Here is an 18858-nt window from a genome sequence, read left to right on the forward strand (position 1 = left end):
CTATGAAAAAAAAATCGGAAGAAAAAGAATTGGATGCATCGGATACGGAAGAAAAGAACGGTTCCGATACGTCTTTTGTTGAAAAAGTTTCTCTTTCCGAAGAATACAATTCACGAATGGGAAAAATAAAAAACAAGCAATTGCTTGAGCTTTTTTTGATTATCGCAATAACATCGCTTGTTTTTTTGGTGACGTGGGGGCAGCTGAACAGCTTTAGCGCCAATACATGGGTATTTTTCGTATTGATCAATATCAACGCCATTTTAATGCTCGTTGTTCTTTTTTTGGTCGCCCGCAATGTCATCAAGCTTATTTTGGAAAGAAAACGAAAAGTTTTCGGCGCAAAGCTGAGGACCAGACTTGTGTTCGCTTTCATTTCCGTTTCGTTTCTGCCTATTGTCTTAATGTTTTTGGCAACCAATAAAATCATCACCACCAGTGTTAATTATTGGTTTACGTCCCAAGTTGAAAATTCCATGCAGGCGGCGCTGGATGTCGGCAAAAGTTTTTATAATACCGCTGTGCTCAGGCTTAAAGCCAATGCCGATTTGATAAGCGACAAACTGTCCGTTTTGCCGCAAGAAGATTGGCAAGATGTCGTCCTGCGGAATAAAAAGGAAAATAATCTCATTTTGCATGGCATTGTTTATTTTGCGGATGAAGGGAACAATTATGTTTCCTATCAGGAAGATGTGTGGTTTATCAATCCTGAATTTGTTCCCATATGGAAATTGGCACTGCCTTCCATCAATTTCGTGAATGCTGCCGCCAACGGGCTTGAACCGCTTTTATGGGGTGACGACAACGGCGATTATGTGATTAGTACCGTTCCATTGAAAGGGTACAAGGGATATTTCATCATCAGTGCGGAATTGATTGGAAAAGGGCTTATCAACCAACTTGGAAAAATTTCTGACGGATTTGAAGAATATGAGGCTTTAAAAAATTTAAAACAGCCGCTCAAATTTTCCTTTTCATTGATACTCGGCTTATTGAGTTTGATTGTTTTGTTTGCGTCAGTTTGGCTCGGATTCAGGCTTTCAAGGGAAATTGTCCAGCCTATTTTGGCATTGTCCAAAGGAACCAAGCAAATTGCTGAAGGGGATTGGAATACGCAGGTTGAAGACAGGGGCAAGGATGAATTGGGCAAATTGGTGGATTCATTCAATGCCATGGCGAAAGAAGTTTATCATAATCAGGAAAAATTAAAAATTCTTAATACGCTTATTGAAAATCAAAATAAAAGCTTAATGGACAGAAACCAATATATCGAAGCTATTTTGGAACACGTTACCGCAGGTGTTATCACGCTTAATAAGGACGGCGTGCTTATTACCATGAATAAAGCAGCCAGCGATATTTTTCAAATCCGCCCTGAACGCTATTTGGGTTTGTCCGTGCGAACCGTGCTTGGCGGCAGTTATACCGCAATTATCGATGAAATGTATGCCTATGTTGAAAATAATCCTGCAAAGACATGGTTTAAGGAAGTCGAAATAATACGGAAGGGAAAGTATTTGAAAATCCTTGTGCAGGCGGTTCCGTTAAATTCGTTTATTGAGAATATCCCTAAAAATATGGGAGATTCCGGTTATGTCGTGTATGAGGAAACGCCCGCTTTGTATGGCAGTTTGGTTGTCGTGCTTGAAGACATAACGGAATTGTCGCAGGAGCAGAGGCTTGCGGCATGGAAAGAGGTTGCCAAACGTATCGCCCATGAAATAAAGAACCCTTTGACGCCCATAAAATTATCCGTGGAACGAATTGAAAAAAAATTCGGGGCAAGCATTGACGATCCGGTTTTTAAGCAGTGTACATCGCTTATTATTAAAGAAGTGAACAGAATACAGAATATGGTTTCCGATTTTTCCGGTTTTGCCGTCATGCCCAATATTGATTTGAAAAAAGACAGTCTTTTGCCTTTATTGCAGGACTTGTTGGAAGTTTTTAAAATCAGCCATGCGAAAATTCAATGGCGGCTTGAGATAAGCGGCGATATTCCTGACATCATGCTTGATAAAAAATCCATGCAAAGAGCTTTGTATAATATTTTATCAAATGCGGCGGAAGCGATACTTGCAAAAAATTCTCCGCCAAATAATTCTCCGGCAGAAGAGGGTATTGTTCTGATACGTGTTTATTGTTCCCATTCCTTGAGTGAAACGTTTGTTGTGCTTGATATTATCGATAACGGCAAAGGTTTGGATGAAGAGGAAATCGCAAGGCTTTTTGAACCGTATTTTTCCAAAAAGCCCGCAGGAACAGGGCTTGGGCTTGCTATCGTGCAGTCCGTGATAACGGACCACCACGGAACAATTTCAGCCAAACAGGAGCAAGGCAAAACAGTTATTGAAATCCGTTTGCCTTTGGCTCAATGAGATGAACATGCTTTATACCGTTGAAAATCTGTCCATACGTTTTGCCGAAAATTATGTTGTTAAGGATGTGGGCTTCACGCTTGAAGAGGGCAAAATTTTTTGCTTGGTCGGGGAATCAGGCAGCGGAAAGAGCCTTACGGCGCTTTCTTTGCTGAAATTATTGCCGGAGCAAGCCCATTGCACGGCGGATAAATTTGATTTTTCAGGCACGAATATCTTAAAAGCAAGCGACAAAGAATTGCATGCTTTGCGCGGAAAAGAAATATCTATGATATTTCAGGAGCCTATGACAAGTTTAAATCCGGTTTTCAAAGTGAGTTCGCAAATTACGGAATCGCTGCGGTACCATTTGAACTTGTCTAAACAAGAAGCACGGGAACGGTGTGCGGAGCTTTTTAAAAAAGTAGGTATTCCGCTTGAAAAAATGGACGAATATCCCCATAAGCTTTCAGGAGGCATGCGCCAGCGGGTAATGATAGCGATGGCGCTTGCCTGTTCACCCAAACTGCTTATTGCCGATGAGCCGACAACGGCGCTTGACGTGACTATTCAAGGGCAGATTTTATCATTGCTGAAAAAGCTTGTGCTTGAAAATAAAATGGCAATGCTTTTTATTACGCATGATTTGGGCGTTGTGAGTGAACTTGCCGATATTGTGGGGGTCATGTATGCAGGGGAGTTGGTGGAATGTGCTCCGGCAAAAGATTTTTTTACCCGTGCGTTGCATCCGTATTCAAAAGCCCTTATTTCCTGTTTGCCCAAATTGACAGGAAATCCCAAACGGTTAAACGCGATTTCCGGCACTGTTCCGAAACCGAGCCCCGATAGGGAATATTGCGCTTTTATGGACAGGTGTGCGTATAAAGTCGAGAGTTGCGCAAAAAAACAAGTTTTACAAGCGCATACCCCGCATCATCTTGTGCGTTGCGTTAGGTATGGGCATTTTTTATGAGCATGTATTTACATAGACGGCAAAATAATTTTTTCCTTTTGGAAATACTTTCCCGTTTGCTGGCATAATATTTGGTTAATAAGCATAGCACTATGGCGTTTCAGTGAATTCTGATTGAAGCCGTTTCAGAAAAAACTCTGCCGCTTTTGAAAATATTTGATTTTTTTTCCAAACGATATATAAGTTCGCTTCCAGCTTCGGCGAAAGCGGTCTAAAGCATAATTCACTGCTGCCAGTCGTATTTATAAGCTTATCCAAGGTAATAATGTATCCTAATCCCGCTTTTGCGAGCCAGGAGGCATTATTGACCAAGTCACAGCGGCGCAAGTTATTTTGCGTTGGAATTTGCAAAAGGGAGTTGTTGTCATTCCCGGAACGGGCAATCCTGATCATATTAAGGAAAATCTCGATTTATTCGGCTTCGCTCTTGGCGCTGATGATATGGACAGGATGAATGCTCTTGACAGAAATGAAAAGCATGATTGGTATTAAAACAGCATAAGCCCTCTGGTGAGGGCTTATGCGCTTATAGGGGGTGGAAATTTTTGGTTTGTTATTTCCACGCGTTGAGCATTTCTTGATATAAGTTTTCAAAATCCGCTTTATAATTCTCAGCACTGATGGAAGATTTCTCACCGATTTTACGGATTTTTGTTTCGATAACGCCTTTTTCAAGGCTTTTTCCTCCGACGATAAGCTGCAAAGGAATACCGACGAGATCCGCATCCTTAAATTTTATGCCGGGGCGTTCTTCCCTGTCGTCATAAAGGACATCGATGTTTTTTTCTTTCATATGTACGTAGAGTTCTTCACATTTTGCATTAACAGCCTGATTTTTAGGGTCAAGGTTGATGATGATGATTTCATAAGGAGCAAGCGGAGGCGGGAACATAATGCCGTTTTCGTCATTGTTTTGTTCAATGCATGCGGCAACGACACGGGAAACCCCGATGCCGTAACAGCCCATGATGATGGTGTTTTCTTTACCGTTTTCGTCAAGATACACAGCATGCATGGCTTCGCTGTATTTTGTGCCGAGTTTGAATATATGCCCGACTTCAATGCCTTTTTTCAGCTCAAGCGGTTTGCCGCAGTGAGGGCAGACATCGCCGGCTTCGGCGTTTCTGATGTCGGCATACCGGGTGATTTTGCAATCTCTTTGCAAGGATAAATGCAATACGTGGGTATCGCCTTTATTGGCACCTGCGATCCAATCGTTTGCAGTTTGCAGTTCATAGTCCGCAATAACCGTATCCACGCCGATAAGGGAATGAGGACCGGCAAAACCGACAGGAGCGTTTGTGAGCTGCTGAACCTGTTCAGGAGTTGCGAATTCAAGCTCATCAACATCGAGTAAGTTTTTGAGTTTGATAAGATTGAGTTCTCTGTCTCCGCGCAAAAGAGCCGCAACCGGTTTGCCGTCAGCCATGAAAAGAAGCGTTTTGAGAATATTTTTTGTGCTTACGTGTAAAAACTCCGCAACTTCTTCAACCGTGTGGCTGTTAGGCGTCGCCACTTCTTCCATATCGGGGCAAGAATCGGAATTGATTGTTTTGGGAGGAAGAATGGCGCAGCGTTCCACATTGGCGGCGAACGTGCAGTTCGGCCAATTGGTGCAAGCTGCGATGGTATCTTCGCCTGTTTCCGCCAGCACCATGAATTCATGGGAGAAATTGCCTCCGATAGCTCCGGTATCAGCTTCCACGGGACGGAAATTTAAAGCCATATTGGTAAAAATTTTGTTATAGGCTTCAAACATGTTTTTATAACTTTTATCGGCGCCTTCATCATTGCAGTCAAAAGAATAGGCGTCTTTCATCAAAAATTCGCGTCCGCGCATAAGTCCGAAACGGGGGCGGATTTCATCACGGAATTTGGTTTGAATTTGATATAAATTGAGAGGAAGCTGGCGATAGGAACGGACTTCACCCCGAAGCAAATCGGTGATAACTTCTTCATGGGTCGGTCCCAAACAGTAATCCCGCTCGTGCCTGTCTTTAAAACGCAGCAGTTCTTTACCGTATTTTTGCCATCTTCCCGATTCCTGCCATAAATCGGCAGGCTGCACGGAGGGCATTAAAATTTCTTGAGAGCCGGCATTGTTCATTTCCTGACGGATGATGTTCGCCGCCTTGTTCAAAGCTCTTAAACCGAAGGGCAGCCATGTGTAAATGCCCGAGGTTAATTTTCTGATCATTCCCGCGCGCAGCAAAAGTTTGTGGCTAATAACCTCCGCTTCGGCAGGAGCTTCTTTCAATGTGGGAATATAGGAAGAACTCCAACGCATACTGTCCTCTTCATACTTTTTTTAGCTTGTCCAATTCAGCCATGAATGTTTGTAATAAATTTTCTTCACCTTGTATAGAGTGAATAACGGTTCCTTTTTTAAAAATCACGCCTTTGCCTCTGCCGCCCGCAAGCCCTATATCCGCCTCTTTCGCTTCTCCCGGACCGTTGACGACACACCCCATAACCGCAACTTTCAAATTGTCGGGCAATTCGATAAGTTTTTCTTCGATTTTTTCGGCTAAGGCTATGAGGTCGATCTCAGTCCGTCCGCATGTGGGGCAGGAAATAAGTTCCGCTCCGATTTGTCTTGCGCCGGATGAACGCAAAATTTCTTTGGCAACAGCAAGTTCTTCAACGGGATTGGCAGTCAAAGACACGCGTATCGTATCACCGATTCCCTGCAAAAGCAAGCTGCCTATGCCTAATGCCGATTTTACGCTGCCGCGTATTGGCGTGCCCGCTTCCGTGACGCCTAAATGAATGGGATAATCCGTTTTTTCCGATAAAAGCATATTGGCTTTTATGGTATCAATGACTGAAGAAGATTTTATGGAAACCTTGATTTGAGTGACACCTCGTTCTTCCAAATACGCGGTGTGGCGCAAAGCGCTTTCAACAAGCGCTTCTGGGCTCGGATGTCCGTATTTGTCCAATAAATCTTTTTCCACGGAGCCGGAATTTACTCCCACACGGACAGAGGCATCGCAGGCAAGGATTTGTTTTGCCAGCACATCGATAGGTTTGGTGTCCAAAATATCTTGTTCGTTTTTTTTCAGGATATTTCCGGGATTAATCCTGAGAGCGGTGAAACCGGCGTCAAGAGCCATAAGCGCCAGCCTGTAATCAAAATGAATATCGGCGACAAGCGGAACGGGGCTTTGCCTGTTGAGCTCGGAAAGTTTTTTTCCTGTTTCCATATCAGGAACGGCAACCCTGACAATTTCGCAGCCGTTTTCCGCTAATTTGTCGATTTGTTCAAGCGTTGCTTTAATGTTTTTGGTGGAAGTATTGGTCATACTCTGAATACGGATAGGATTTTTGCCGCCGATCAGGTATTGTCCGATTTTTACTGTGCGAGTTTTTTTTCTTGGTTCAAACATAGGCTAGCGCACCTTTTTGTTTTTATAGAGCATGTCAAGGGTATAAATGAGCAGTGCAATCCAGACAAGCGGGAATGTTATGTAATCCGATGTTTTTATCGGTTCATGGGTATAGAAAACAGCCAGCAGGAAATTGATACTCGGAGCGGTGTATAAAATGAAACCGATGGTTGTGAACCGTACCGTTACGGTGGCGAAACTGAAAAGCATAAGCGGTATGCCCGTGTAAAAAACAGTCCCGGACAACAGCAAATAATGCTTGAGCGGATAGTGTATGAGCCCGTAGTCCGGCTCGGTAAGAAAAAGCCATGCAAGGCTGAAAGGGAGAAGTATCAATGTTTCGGCACATAAGATGGATATTGCGTCCGCATTGATGATTTTATGCAGAAAACCGTAAATTGCGAAGGTAAAGCCTATGGCGAAACCATAATAGGGAATGTCGCCATAGGAAAGAATGCCGTACGCAACGCCGCAAAGAACAATGGTAATGGCGATAAGCTGATTTTTATTTAAAATATCATTGAAAAATATTCTTCCTAAAGCGATACTCATAAGGGGAGTCAAATAATATCCCAAACTGACTTCAATAGCTTTGCCAGAGTTTATCGCATAGGTATACACACCCCAGTTTCCGGCGATGAATGCGGAAGCCAAGATAAGGTTGGTGAGGATTTTTTTTTCCGTAAAAAGGCTTTTTACAAGCCGAAACCGTTTTGTATAGGAAATAAGGATGATTGCAAAAACAAAAGAACAAATAATACGCAGGCTTAAAATGCTCAGAGTATTTAAATACGCAAGTAGGGGCCAGAATAAAATTCCCGATCCCCATAAGCCTTGAGAGGCGATGCAAGCCAAAAGTCCTTTTTGTTTTTTTGAAAGCATACGTATTGTTTAAAGATAATAAAAGCGACCGAAGTCGCTTTTATAAAGAAAAAGATTAAGGTTTATTAAATGGGTTCAACCCGTGAGAAATTATTGCCGAGCATGACTTTTACTTTTTGTCCGACAACAAGTTCGGAACTTGGACTTTCAACAACGGAAAGGGTTTGTCCTTGATCTGTTTCAATAATGATTTCAAGGGCTTTTCCGTTTATTTGTTTGCCTGTGTAAGCGCCTGCCAATAAACCTGCCGCACCGCCGATAACTGTCGCGATAGTGCGTCCGGAACCGCTGCCGATGGCATTGCCGAGCACGGCACCTGTCGCGCCGCCGATAACACTGCCTAAAGTTTGTTCCGTTGAGTTATCAAGATCGACTTCATGGATACTGGTGATTTTTCCATAATACACATGGTAAGCCTGTGACTGGCCCACTCTTCCGCGCTGATTTGCCGTAGTGCATGCGGAAAACAGCAATACTGCCAAAAACATGGTCAATATAGCGAATTTTGTTTGCATAGGTACCTCGAGTAAAATAGAAAATTAATCTCTGACTGTTATGTTATTCCTTTTTAATGCTGATTTCAAGTCTTTTATTGTATACATTCCATAGTGGACAATAGATGCGACAAGAGCTGCCGAAGCTTTGCCCTTTGTTACTGCTTCGTATAAATCTTCCGGTTTTCCTGCGCCTCCCGAAGCGATGACAGGAATTTGCACAGCTTCGCAGATCATTTTCGTAAGATTGATTTCGTAACCGTTTTTCGTGCCGTCCGCGTCAATGGAATTGACGCAAAGTTCTCCCGCTCCGGATTGTTCGCATTGCTTCGCCCAAGCGATTGCGTCAATTCCGCAATAGGTTCTGCCGCCATGAATGACGATTTCATAGCCGGAAGGAATTTTTTCAGTTTTTTCAACTTGTTTTATATCCATACCCACAACAATGGCTTGAGAGCCGAAGGCGTTTGCTCCTTGTTCAATGAGTTTGGGATTTTTAACCGCGGCGGAGTTTACGGATATTTTTTCAGCTCCCGCCAAAAGCACAGCCCGCATGTCTTCAACGGAGTTTATGCCGCCGCCGACACAAAAAGGAATGAAAATATTTTTTGCGACATTTTCAACGACTTCGAGCATTATGCCTCGTTTTTCGTGGGACGCCGTGATGTCGTAAAAAACTATTTCGTCAGCCCCTTGTTTATAATATTTTTTTGCCGTTTCAACAGGGTCGCCGATATCGATATTGTTTTCAAATTTAATGCCTTTTGTCAATCTGCCGTCACGAACATCAAGGCAGGGAATAATTCTTTTACAAAGATTCGCTTTCATAATAAGACCTTATAGCGTATGATTCTGCATGCAGTATTCACTGAAATTTTTTAGGATTTGCAAGCCTGTTCCGCCGCTTTTTTCCGGGTGGAATTGTATCGCCCATAAGCCGTTGAAACCGTAAACGGCTGCAAATTCCTTGCCATAGGTCGAGGTTGCCAAAACAAGATTTGCGTCGGCAGGTTCGGGATAATAGCTATGGACATAATAAACCGTCTCGTTTGACCGGACATTTTTTAAAATAGGACTTTCTTTTTTTATATTGATACTGTTCCAGCCCATATGCGGAATACGGATTTTTTCGGGATTATTGTTTTCGTCCGTGCCGTCTGTCCAATTTTCATTGAATTTTTTGCAGGTGCCTTTAATAATGCCCAGTGTTTCGGTATTGTTTTCCTCACTGTGTTCAAGAAGGATTTGACAGCCTAAGCATATTCCCAAAAGGGGTTTGTGATTGGCGGCAAGCGTTTTTAGAAGTTCGTCCTGCTTATTCTGCATAAGCCTGTCCATAGCTTGTTTGGCAGCTCCGACTCCCGGAAAAATCACCCCATGGGCTTTCATAATGGTATCGTCGTCATCGGTAATGCGGGCTTCTATGTTTAAAAATTCCAGGGCGCGCAAAACGCTTGTTTGGTTGCCGGCTTTATAATCAATAATCGCTATCATGGTATCCTCAAAAAAATCTGTATGGCAAAAGATTATCCTTGCTAATGTATTAAGTAAAGGATAAAATGTACGGGTAAACTTTCGGAAAACCGATAAGAGATTATTATTGATAAGGGATTGTTCCCTTAAGGAGGCTATTGTGCTTGATTTGAAAATTATGCAAAAAGAACCTGAACGTGTTGCAAAAGCGCTTTCTGACAGAAATTCAACAATTTCCATTGATGAATTTCTGAAACTCGACTCCCGCCGCCGCGCCGCCCTGTCGGAAGTTGAAACGCTGAAAAGCAAACGTAACAGCGAATCCGCACAAGTAGCAAAACTGAAGAAAGCCGGTGAAGACGCGAGCGCCCTTATGGCGGAACTTGGCAAATTGTCCGATAAAATCAAAGAATTGGACGCAGAAGCAGAAGCTATTAAAGCGGAACAGGAAGAATACATGCTTTGTGTTCCGAATATTCCGGATTCTTCCGTGCCTTACGGCAAAGATGAAAATGATAATGTGGAAGTCCATCGTTTCGGCGAACCGGCAAAATTTAATTTTCCGATAAAGGACCATGTGGACTTGGGTGCTCCTTTGGGACTTGATTTTGAAAGGGCTTCAAAACTTTCCGGGGCTAGATTCGCCGTTTCCATCGGCAAATTGGCACGTTTGGAAAGGGCTATCATGAATTTTTATGTGGATACGCAAACGTTGGAATTCGGGCATACGGAAGTCAATGTTCCTTTGCTTGTAACAAGAAACAGCATGAGAGGAACAGGGCAGCTTCCGAAATTCGAGGAAGATTTATTCAAAATTCAAGGTTGGGAACATTTTCTTATTCCCACAGCAGAAGTTCCTTTGACCAATCTGCATGCGGGGGAAGTGCTTGAGGAAGACATGCTTCCTATCTGGTATACCGCCGCAAGTTCTTGTTTCCGTTCGGAAGCCGGGGCTTACGGCAAGGACACCCGCGGTCTTATCCGCCAGCACCAATTCACGAAAGTTGAAATGGTGCATTTTTCCCATCCTGAAAAATCATGGGAAGACCTTGAAAAAATGCGCCGTTTTGCGGAAATTCTGCTTGAACGTTTGGAACTTCCTTATAGAACCATTACCCTTTGCACCGGAGATATGGGCTTTAGTTCCGCAAAAACCTATGATGTTGAAGTTTGGGTGCCTTCTCAAAACACGTACAGGGAAATTTCTTCCTGCTCAAACTGCACGGATTTTCAAGCCCGCCGAGCCAATATCAAATTCAGACCGAAGGGCGGCGGCAAACCTGAATTTGTGCACACTTTGAACGGTTCCGGACTTCCTACCGGCCGCTCACTTGTGGCTATTATGGAAAATTATCAGCAGGAAGACGGTTCTATCAAAGTGCCTGACGTATTGGTTCCGTATATGGGCGGATTAAAGGAAATCCGCTGAAGCAGGCGGGAATATGAGAAAGCATATAAAGCTTAACTTGACTTTTTAACTAATAATGATTATTATTTATTAATATCAATTGGAGGAAAAAAAATGAATCAATTGCATGACGTTTATAAGTGTGTTCACTGTGGCAATATCGTAGAGTTTGTTAATCCCGGCAAAGCCCCTCTCATGTGCTGCGGTGAAAAAATGAAACATATGGTTGAAGGCACAAGCGACGGCGCTAAAGAAAAGCATGTTCCCGTTCTTGAAAAAACCGCCAACGGTTACAAAGTGACTGTCGGTTCCTCTCTTCATGCCATGACGGAAGAACATTACATTGAATGGATTGAACTTATCGCCGACGGCGTAAGCTATAAAAAATTCTTGAAACCAGGCGACGAACCTATTGCGGAATTTTGTCTTGAAGCAAAAAACGTTTTCGCACGCGAATATTGTAATTTGCACGGTCTTTATAAATCTGTGTAATATCATAAATGGAGAAAAAATATGGAAAAGTATGTATGTGACGTATGCGGTTATGAATATGACCCGGCTCTTGGCGATCCGGACAACGGCATAGCTCCGGGAACCGCATTCAAAGACATTGATGACAGTTGGGTTTGCCCAATCTGCGGCGCACCTAAATCCCAATTCAGCCCTGCATAATGAATAATAAGAGATTCAATTTTGTTGAATCTCTTATTTTTTAAAAAACAATTTTTTTGAGGATAGCATGAAACCTGTTTTATTGAAAGATGATATTTACTGGGTCGGCGCAGTTGATTATAATTTGCGTAATTTTCACCGTTACAGCCGTTCCCCGCAAGGTTCGACCTATAATGCCTATATTGTGAAAGATCAAAAAAACGTTCTTTTTGACACTGTTGATGAAGAATATTGCGATGAACTTTTGAAACGTATTTCTGAAATCATGGACCCGACAGAAATTGATTATATCGTATGCAACCATATGGAAAAAGACCACGCAGGCAGTATTGAACGCATTGTTGAAGTTTGCAGGCCTGAAAAGATTTTCTGTTCCGCAATGGGTGAAAAATCCATGAAAGCGCAATTCAATACGGAAGGCTGGCCTATTCAGGTCGTAAAAGACGGTGAACGTCTGAATATCGGCAAACGGAACATTACCTTCCTTGAAACCCGTATGCTGCACTGGCCGGACAGCATGGTTTCTTATTTGGAGGAAGATAAGGTCTTGTTTTCAAACGATGCGTTCGGACAAAACGTTGCGACAAGCAGCCGCTTTGTTGATGAATATGACCGTACTCTTTTGTCACATGCGATGAAAGATTATTATTACAATATTATTTTGCCTTATTCACCATTGGTTTTGAAAACAGTGGAAAGAATCGGCAAATTAGGCTTGCAGTTCGATATTATCGCACCGGATCACGGGCTTATTTTCAGAACGCAGGACGATATTAAATTTCTTTTTGACACCTATGTCGAAATGGCGACGCAGCCGTATAAACTTCGTGCTGTCATCGCTTTTGAATCTTTGTGGGGTGCAACCAAGAAAATGGCTTATGCTGTCGGTGACGGTCTGCAAAGCGTGGGCGTTCCGTTCACTATTATTGACGCGCAGGAAAATCATTGTTCAATGGTTATGAACGAGCTTGCCGATTCTTCCGCCCTTATTTTAGGCTCTTCCACAAGAAATAACATGCCGCTCGTGAATATGCTCGGCGTAATTGCGAATGTCAAAGGCCTGAAACCTAAAAACCTTGTCGGGGCTGCTTTCGGCTCTTATGGCTGGTCAGGTGAATCTCCCAAAATGATTAATGATGAACTTGTCGCCATGGGGGTTGAAGTTGTCGCGGAACCGGTAAAAGCTTATTTCGGACCAAACGAAGCTGAATTGAAAGCTTGTTTTGAATTGGGACAAAAAGTTGGTTTGGCTCTTAAAGAAAAAGTGAACGCATAAGATTATCCCGTATTCTTATCGTAAAGATAGGAATATGGGATTTTTATATTATTTTACGGAGGCATTATGGATGTAGTTCTCCTTTCAAGGCTGCAATTCGCTGTTGCTGTGTTTTTCCATTTTATTTTTGTTCCCCTTACTCTCGGCATAACGGTTTTGCTTGCCATCATGGAAACAGCGTATGTGAAAACAGGCGATGAAATGTACAAAAGAATGGTGAAGTTTTGGGGAAAACTCTTTATCATTAATTTTGTGCTCGGTATTGTGACGGGTATAACGTTAGAGTTCCAGTTTGGTACCAACTGGTCGAAATACAGTACTTTTGTCGGGGATATTTTTGGCTCCTTGCTCGCCATTGAAGCGACTGTCGCTTTCTTTTTGGAATCGACTTTTGTTGCCGTATGGATTTTCGGCTGGGAAAAAGTGAGCCAAAAAGTGCACTGCGCCGCTATTTGGCTTGTTGCTTTTGCAAGCAATATTTCTGCATTGTGGATTATTTTGGCAAACGGTTTCATGCATAATCCCGTCGGTTATGTGATGCGTAACGGCAGGGCAGAACTTGAGGATTTCGGAGCCGTGCTTTCCAACCCTTATGCTTGGGGGCAATATTTCCATACGATTTCCAGCTCTTGGATGTTGGCGGGTTTCTTTGTCCTCGGTATTTCCGCATGGCATTTATTGCGTAAAAACGAAGTTGATTTATTTAAGGCTTCCGTAAAATTCGCAGCTCCTTTTACCCTTGTCCTTGCTTTGCTTGTCGCTCTTTTTGGTCATCACCAAGGCAATAATGTTGCGGTTTATCAGCCTGCCAAGCTTGCGGCAATGGAATCCCATTGGGAAACGGCAACGAATGCTCCTATGTTCGCGCTCGTATGGCCTGATGAAGAAAATGACAAAAACGCCGTTGAAGCGATAAAAATTCCGGGCTTGCTCAGTTTCTTGGCTTTCAATGATTTCAATGCGGAAGTGAAGGGCTTGAACGCTTTTCCTGAAGAAGACCATCCGCCGGTTTTAGCAACATTTTTATCTTTCAGGTTCATGGTCGCCATGGGCGGTCTTTTCATTCTTCTGGCGTTTTTCGCTTGGAAAAAAAGGGAAGATTTGGCAAGCAATCCTTTGCTTTGCAAAGCCTTGATGTATGGCATTCCTTTACCGTATATCACGATTATGGCAGGGTGGCTCATAGCGGAACTCGGACGGCAGCCTTGGATCGTTTACGGGCTTATGCGTACATCCGATGCCGTTTCACCTGTTCCTGCCTCTAGCGTGGCGATTTCCTTGTTGAGTTTCATTGTTGTTTATACTGCTCTTGGTATTTTGGATATTTATCTTCTTATTAAATATGCTCGTAAAGGTCCGCAACCTGCTGATCAGGCGGAAATTACCGAAGAGAGCGAAGGAGTTGCATGATGAGTTTGGAATTCTTGCTTGGTGTTTGGTTCTTTTTATGGGCTCTTTTGTGGGCTGTTTATTTCATGCTTGACGGTTTCGACCTTGGGGCTGCGACGCTCATGCCTTTTATCGCTAAAAATGATGATGAAAAACGCACCGTGTACAATTCATCAGGTCCTTTTTGGGACGGCAATGAAGTATGGCTTATCACAGCAGGCGGCGTAACCTTTGCCGCGTTTCCTCTTGCTTATTCCGTGATGTTCAGCGCCTTATACGCACCTTTGCTTTTATTGCTGTTCGCTCTTATTTTCCGTGCTGTCGCATTTGAATTCAGAAGCAAAATCGATACGCCGAATTGGCGTAAGCTCTGCGACATCGTGCTTTTTTTAGGTTCGTTCGTGCCCGCTTTGCTGCTCGGCGTTGCGTTTGCGAACCTTTTTATGGGTATTCCTATTGACGCGGACGGCGTTTATCATGGAAATCTCCTGATGCTGCTCAACCCTTACGGCTTGGCAGGCGGAGTATTTTTTGTCTGCATTTTCTGCATGCACGGTGCTTTGTGGCTCCGCTTCAAAGCGGAAGGGGAACTTGCGGAAAGAGCAAGGAAAGCCGCCCATATCTTGTGGTATCTCGTGCTTTCCCTTGTTATCGCTTTCTTGGCATTGACAGCGCATTATACGTTCATTTTGGACAATATTTCCAAAAGTCCTTTTATTTATAGTTTCCTTGTTCTTGCCGTGCTTGCTTTGCTTGGCGTCCGTTTCTTCATGGTTAATGGAAAAAGCCCTGTTTCAGCTTGGTGTTGCAGCGCCTTGTTTATTGTTGCATTGACGCTTTTTGCGGTTCTCGGAATGTTCCCTAATATCATCATTTCAAGCCTTGACCCTGCATACAGTATTACTGTTTTCAACGGCGCTTCCAGTCATTTGACGCTTACGATCATGTTTATCGTGGTGCTTCTTGGCGTGCCTTTGGTCATTTGTTACCAAGCATGGGTGTATTGGGTTTTTTCCCATAAGGTTACGGCAAAAGAATTGGCGTCCGACCATGCTTATTAGTTCTGTTTTGAACTTTGAACATGGAAATATGATTTCGATTTGTTAGATAAGCCCCCATGCGGGGCTTATTTTATGGTTACGGTTTCAGCTTGGTGTTGCAGGCTTTGTTCATTGCTGCATTGACGCTTTTTGCGGTTCTCGGGATGTTCCCTAATATCATCATTTCAAGCCATGCCCCTGATACGGTATCACTGTTTTCATCGGTGCTTCCAGCTAGCGATTGAACGTGAAAAACTTTTCCATTCATAAAAAAACATATATTAGTAAAAATTTGCTTGACTAAAAAGATTTTTTTAGGCAAATTCTTTTCATCGGGGTTGTAGCTCAGTTGGGAGAGCGCTTGAATGGCATTCAAGAGGCCAGGAGTTCAATTCTCCTCAGCTCCACCAGATTTCAAAGGCGTATATGAACTAAGTTCTTACGTCTTTTTTTGTGCTGAAGTGACAATAACTATATCAGATTTTATAAGATTATTTTTTGAAAGTAATTATTATCGTCGTTATATTAGAGAAATAGTACAAGGAACAATGATAAATAATATGAAAGAAAATTATATTACAGAGTTTTTATTTCCTCTTCCATCACTTAGGGAACAACACGGCATAACACAAAAATTAAAAGAAATTTTTACTTTATGTGAGAAGATTTAATAATTTGTTCTTCTTCATGAATTTGGTCAATAATTTCTTTTTTACTTGTAAAAATAGAAGACAAACTTATTATATAAAATATGGAGTAACTGATTGAAATTAAAGGAATAAACTGAATTAATATTTTATTGATTATTTCAACAGAAAGTGTAAAGTAAAAGAATAGAACTAAAAAAGAATTTATTATAAAAGAAATTAAAAGATTATTTTTTTCTTTTTTTATATTATTATAAAGTGTGTTCATTAATTTATAGTTTTTAATTATTTCATAATTATATGTTGAGATATTACTAAATACTATTGAAAAAATGATTGAAGATATTGTATATGTAAAAATTACAATATTATTATTAAAAAATCTATCAAGTTGTAATTGAAAGTAACAACTAGGAACAATAATAGTAAGTAGAATAAGTGGGGTAATGAGAAACTTTATCATTTAATTTCTTGTATAAATTTTTTTAAATCTTTAAAAATATCTTTTTCATTTTCAATAGTGTCGTCATATTCACTAATTGTTTCTAAAAAAAAGTTTTTATTATTATTTATAATTTTTCCATAATTTGTATATAATCTTATATATTCAAATTGATCAATAAATTTATAAAGATAATTTTCATTTTCTTTTTGATTTTTAGGTATGTTAAAAACAATTTTTGAGTTTAATTTATTAATTATACCATTTGTTAAAGATGGAGAAAAAGCTCTTTTTAATGGCTCAGTTATAGAAGTATTAATAAGTTCCGATGAAGAAATTTCAATTTTTTTTATTCTAGAAAGTGGTAATTTTTTAATATTTCTTTGTAATGGAACTATAGTAAAAAAAGGAAAATTTAAAAAAATTTTAATAAAATCTATAAATCTATTAAGTTGATTTCTTTGAAGAGTCACCATTATAAGATCTTTGTAGACACAAAAATAGTAATGAGAAAAATAAGATATAGAGTTATTATTTTCCTCTTGTACTATGTTTTTTAATTCTAATTGTTTTTGTAAAAATTTACTATCATCTAAAGAATCAATAGTATTAATAACGTTAAAAGTTGTTATTATTCCTGAAATACAATTATCATCTAAATCATAATTAGAAAGTAAATCAATTTGTGAGTAGTCATTTGTAATATTAATATCAATAGCAGAATTATTTTTAAAATATATTGCATTATCTTTTATATTGTTGATTGTATCAATTTTATATTTAATTTGTTCAAATATTGTATTATTAATTGAAAGTAGTGGGTTATCAAATTCATAATATCTATAAGTTAATTTATTATTTTTCATAATATGCCTTTTTATCATTTTTTTATATATCTTATTATTAAAAATATAAAATGTAAATTGATAACATCATAAAAATATTACATCTTCAAGCAAGAAACAGGAACAATGAAAATATCATCTTCTCGTTTATAGGCGTAATTGCCTAGTCCTGTGAGTATCATTTTAAAGCTTGGTTGTTTCATTCTTGTTGTGTCAATATCTTTAGCAAGTTTGTTGAGAGTTGCAACGCCCTCGTTAATCAGAGTATCACCGCCGAGTTTTATTTCTATCAGTCCGTATGAACCATTGCGTAAATGAATAACAGCGTCACATTCCAAGCCTGACTTGTCACGGTAATGGTAAACATTTCCGTCCAGGACTTCTGCATAAATGCGTAAATCACGCAAGCACAGGTTTTCAAAAAAAAGCCCCATTGTATTCAAATCATTGATAAGGTCTTGAGGACCAATACCCATGGCTGCCGCTGCAATGGAAGGATCTGTGAAATAACGGGTATTGGACGTCCTGATTGCTGTTTTTGAGCGTAAATTCGGGTTCCACGCAGGACAATCTTCCACGACAAATATTTTTTTGAGAGCGTCAATATAAGAGCTTACTGTGGCGTCAGAAATGGTGTCTGCTTCACTTGTGCGGACATCTTCTTTGATAGTGGGAATCTTTGTTTGTGAACCAATAAAACGGGCATAAGACTGTAAGATTTTCTTTGTCCGTTCTGGATTTCTTTCAACATTATCAACCCTTGAAATATCCATATTCACAACTGCGTCATAATAATCAATGGCTTGCTGTAAGGCTATTTCCTGATTGCAGTCAAGAGCCTTAGGCCAGCCGCCGCGGCAGATAAGATATGCAATATCTTCAATCGTAAGCTTGTTTGTTCCGTCAATTTGTGCGTTGCCTGCAAAAAGTTCTTTTATTGATACACTTCCTGCACTTTCGCCAGACTCAAATAAACTCATGGGACGCATGGTCATTCGTGCAATTCTGCCGATACCTGTGTGGGATATGTCCGCCAAATCAGCAGGAACAGCAGAGCCGGTCAAAATAAATTGGTTGAACTCGTCACGCTGGTCAACTTCAAAACGCACAGCGTCCCATAGTTTAGGGGCAAGCTGCCACTCATCAATAAGGCGTGGCGTTTCACCCTGCAAGAGTTTACCAGGGGCAATATCCGCCATTTTGAGATTTTGATTTTTCGTTGCAGGGTCTTGCATGTAAAGAATACTGTTTGCAAACTGACTTGCAGTGGTTGTTTTTCCACACCACTTAGCCCCCTCAATCAGCACTGCACCTTTGCTCTGTAATCGTTTTTGTAAAATTATATCTGCAATTCTTGTCTTATATTTATGCATAACACTGCCTATCTAATGATTATTTTTATTTATCATACTTACTAATTAGATGTTTGGCAAGTTTTTATTATGCTGTTTGGCTAATTTTTATTATAGTAATTGGCAGTTTTTTATTGTACTGTTTGACAAAAAATTTTAAATATTATTGCTGGAAATTTAATATGTGCATTTATTTTATGTAAGTCAAAAAGAAACGAT

General features: G+C 40.8%; 18 protein-coding genes and 1 tRNA gene. 10 read left to right on the forward strand and 9 right to left on the reverse strand.

The window, feature by feature from the left end; all coding sequences use genetic code 11:
* Positions 1 to 2 precede the first annotated feature (2 nt).
* The 3 genes from JBF11_RS02070 to JBF11_RS02080 all read left to right on the forward strand — a co-directional run bounded on the left by JBF11_RS02070 (position 3) and on the right by JBF11_RS02080 (position 3822).
* Positions 3 to 2378: a sensor histidine kinase gene (locus JBF11_RS02070; protein ID WP_334315726.1), complete on the forward strand. Its 2376-nt coding sequence runs from the start codon at positions 3 to 5 to the stop codon at positions 2376 to 2378.
* Positions 2379 to 2385: 7 nt separating this feature from the next.
* A complete protein-coding gene (locus tag JBF11_RS02075) occupies positions 2386 to 3330 on the forward strand; it encodes an ABC transporter ATP-binding protein (RefSeq protein WP_334315727.1) in 945 nt (314 codons plus the stop codon).
* Between the two features lie 303 nt (positions 3331 to 3633).
* Entirely contained in the window at positions 3634 to 3822 is a 189-nt protein-coding gene (locus tag JBF11_RS02080; RefSeq protein ID WP_334316303.1) for an aldo/keto reductase, read from the forward strand.
* Between the two features lie 61 nt (positions 3823 to 3883).
* On the opposite strand, the gene JBF11_RS02085 is transcribed toward JBF11_RS02080, so the two are convergent.
* From JBF11_RS02085 to hisH, 6 genes are all read right to left on the reverse strand, one after another.
* On the reverse strand, positions 3884 to 5617 hold the full coding sequence (locus JBF11_RS02085) for a proline--tRNA ligase (protein ID WP_334315728.1): 1734 nt from the start codon (positions 5615 to 5617) through the stop codon (positions 3884 to 3886).
* 10 nt (positions 5618 to 5627) lie between these two features.
* Positions 5628 to 6719 (reverse strand): flavodoxin-dependent (E)-4-hydroxy-3-methylbut-2-enyl-diphosphate synthase, encoded by a 1092-nt coding sequence (ispG, locus tag JBF11_RS02090; protein WP_334315729.1) that lies wholly within the window; start codon positions 6717 to 6719, stop codon positions 5628 to 5630.
* 3 nt (positions 6720 to 6722) lie between these two features.
* A complete protein-coding gene (rarD, locus tag JBF11_RS02095; protein ID WP_334315730.1) occupies positions 6723 to 7601 on the reverse strand; it encodes an EamA family transporter RarD in 879 nt (292 codons plus the stop codon).
* 65 nt (positions 7602 to 7666) lie between these two features.
* Positions 7667 to 8116, reverse strand: a complete 450-nt coding sequence (locus JBF11_RS02100) for an outer membrane lipoprotein (protein WP_334315731.1) — start codon at positions 8114 to 8116, stop codon at positions 7667 to 7669.
* A gap of 24 nt (positions 8117 to 8140) precedes the next feature.
* Positions 8141 to 8923 (reverse strand): imidazole glycerol phosphate synthase subunit HisF, encoded by a 783-nt coding sequence (gene hisF, locus JBF11_RS02105; RefSeq protein WP_334315732.1) that lies wholly within the window; start codon positions 8921 to 8923, stop codon positions 8141 to 8143.
* 9 nt (positions 8924 to 8932) lie between these two features.
* Positions 8933 to 9589, reverse strand: a complete 657-nt coding sequence (gene hisH / locus JBF11_RS02110) for an imidazole glycerol phosphate synthase subunit HisH (RefSeq protein ID WP_334315733.1) — start codon at positions 9587 to 9589, stop codon at positions 8933 to 8935.
* A 139-nt stretch (positions 9590 to 9728) separates the two neighbouring features.
* On the opposite strand from hisH, the gene serS reads away from it, so the two are divergent.
* The 6 genes from serS (at position 9729) to cydB (ending at position 15374) form a co-directional block, all read left to right on the forward strand.
* The gene (serS, locus tag JBF11_RS02115; protein ID WP_334315734.1) at positions 9729 to 10997 is read left to right on the forward strand and encodes a serine--tRNA ligase; all 1269 of its coding nucleotides are present in this window, start codon (positions 9729 to 9731) and stop codon (positions 10995 to 10997) included.
* Positions 10998 to 11090: 93 nt separating this feature from the next.
* Positions 11091 to 11468 carry a desulfoferrodoxin gene (locus tag JBF11_RS02120; RefSeq protein ID WP_334315735.1) on the forward strand — a complete coding sequence of 126 codons (378 nt, stop codon included), beginning with the start codon at positions 11091 to 11093 and terminating at the stop codon, positions 11466 to 11468.
* A 21-nt stretch (positions 11469 to 11489) separates the two neighbouring features.
* Positions 11490 to 11648, forward strand: coding sequence for a rubredoxin (gene rd, locus JBF11_RS02125; RefSeq protein WP_334315736.1), 159 nt, complete (start codon positions 11490 to 11492; stop codon positions 11646 to 11648).
* Between the two features lie 67 nt (positions 11649 to 11715).
* Positions 11716 to 12924, forward strand: coding sequence for an FprA family A-type flavoprotein (locus JBF11_RS02130; protein WP_334315737.1), 1209 nt, complete (start codon positions 11716 to 11718; stop codon positions 12922 to 12924).
* A 66-nt stretch (positions 12925 to 12990) separates the two neighbouring features.
* The gene (locus JBF11_RS02135) at positions 12991 to 14334 is read left to right on the forward strand and encodes a cytochrome ubiquinol oxidase subunit I (protein WP_334315738.1); all 1344 of its coding nucleotides are present in this window, start codon (positions 12991 to 12993) and stop codon (positions 14332 to 14334) included.
* On the forward strand, positions 14334 to 15374 hold the full coding sequence (gene cydB / locus JBF11_RS02140) for a cytochrome d ubiquinol oxidase subunit II (protein WP_334315739.1): 1041 nt from the start codon (positions 14334 to 14336) through the stop codon (positions 15372 to 15374). Before JBF11_RS02135 ends, cydB begins: the two co-directional genes overlap by 1 nt.
* A 76-nt stretch (positions 15375 to 15450) precedes the next feature.
* Here the strand turns inward: cydB and JBF11_RS02145 are convergent, their stop codons facing one another.
* Positions 15451 to 15675 (reverse strand): hypothetical protein, encoded by a 225-nt coding sequence (locus tag JBF11_RS02145; RefSeq protein WP_334315740.1) that lies wholly within the window; start codon positions 15673 to 15675, stop codon positions 15451 to 15453.
* A gap of 12 nt (positions 15676 to 15687) precedes the next feature.
* Here JBF11_RS02145 and JBF11_RS02150 point away from each other — a divergent pair.
* Positions 15688 to 15763: transfer RNA gene (locus JBF11_RS02150), tRNA-Ala, on the forward strand.
* 696 nt (positions 15764 to 16459) lie between these two features.
* On the opposite strand, the gene JBF11_RS02155 is transcribed toward JBF11_RS02150, so the two are convergent.
* Together JBF11_RS02155 and JBF11_RS02160 are read right to left on the reverse strand one after the other, a co-directional pair.
* Positions 16460 to 17308, reverse strand: coding sequence for a hypothetical protein (locus tag JBF11_RS02155; RefSeq protein ID WP_334315741.1), 849 nt, complete (start codon positions 17306 to 17308; stop codon positions 16460 to 16462).
* Positions 17309 to 17385: 77 nt separating this feature from the next.
* On the reverse strand, positions 17386 to 18660 hold the full coding sequence (locus JBF11_RS02160) for an ATP-binding protein (protein ID WP_334315742.1): 1275 nt from the start codon (positions 18658 to 18660) through the stop codon (positions 17386 to 17388).
* Positions 18661 to 18858: the final 198 nt, after the last annotated feature.

The sequence above is a fragment of the Taurinivorans muris genome (genome assembly GCF_025232395.1).
Classification (GTDB): Bacteria; Desulfobacterota; Desulfovibrionia; order Desulfovibrionales; family Desulfovibrionaceae; genus Taurinivorans; species Taurinivorans muris.